Origin of the sequence: Gorillibacterium massiliense (assembly GCF_000455485.1) — a bacterium.
Classification (GTDB): domain Bacteria; phylum Bacillota; class Bacilli; order Paenibacillales; family NBRC-103111; genus Gorillibacterium; species Gorillibacterium massiliense.
In genome coordinates this window covers 1-523 of the sequence record NZ_CBQR020000189.1, presented here as the reverse complement: position 1 = coordinate 523, position 523 = coordinate 1, and the positions used below count along the sequence as shown (strand labels likewise).

At 52.8% G+C, this 523-nt stretch carries 1 protein-coding gene; it reads right to left on the bottom strand.

The window, feature by feature from the left end; translation table 11 throughout:
• On the bottom strand, positions 1-523 hold a 523-nt coding region (locus TJ79_RS25550; RefSeq protein WP_040953178.1), incomplete at both ends, for a condensation domain-containing protein.

The following is a 523-nucleotide window of genomic DNA, read 5'->3' as shown; positions in this document are numbered from 1 at the left end:
AACGAAAGGTACATCGCTCCAGGCTTGAATCCGTTGGTAGGCAACGCCGTCCGACTCATAGAACACCGTGCGCAAAGATTCGTGCCGCATGACCAAATAACGGATCGCCTTCTCCAGAGCTTCTGTCTGCAAATCACCCCGCAGCTCGAATGAAAGCGGCACTTGGTAGACCCTGCTTGCGGGATCGAGATGATGCAAGAACCAAAGCCGCTCCTGTGCATGGGAGAGCAAGTACTCCGAACGGTTCAGCGATGGCTGTATCCGCGTTTTCCGAGAGCTCCGGCTGCGTCCGAATAAAGTATCAATATGAGCGGCCAACTCTTCCAGCGTCTGATAGACAAACAGATCCTTCATCTGAAAATCCACCGGCCACTCTTTGTGAATGGCATTGAATACCTGCATGAGAAGCAAGGAGTGGCCTCCCAGATCAAAGAAATTGTCATGAAGCGAAACATGGGGAATCCGCAATATCTCCTGCCAAATCACAGCGATCGCGCACTGCGTTTCCGTTTGCGGCGGCAGC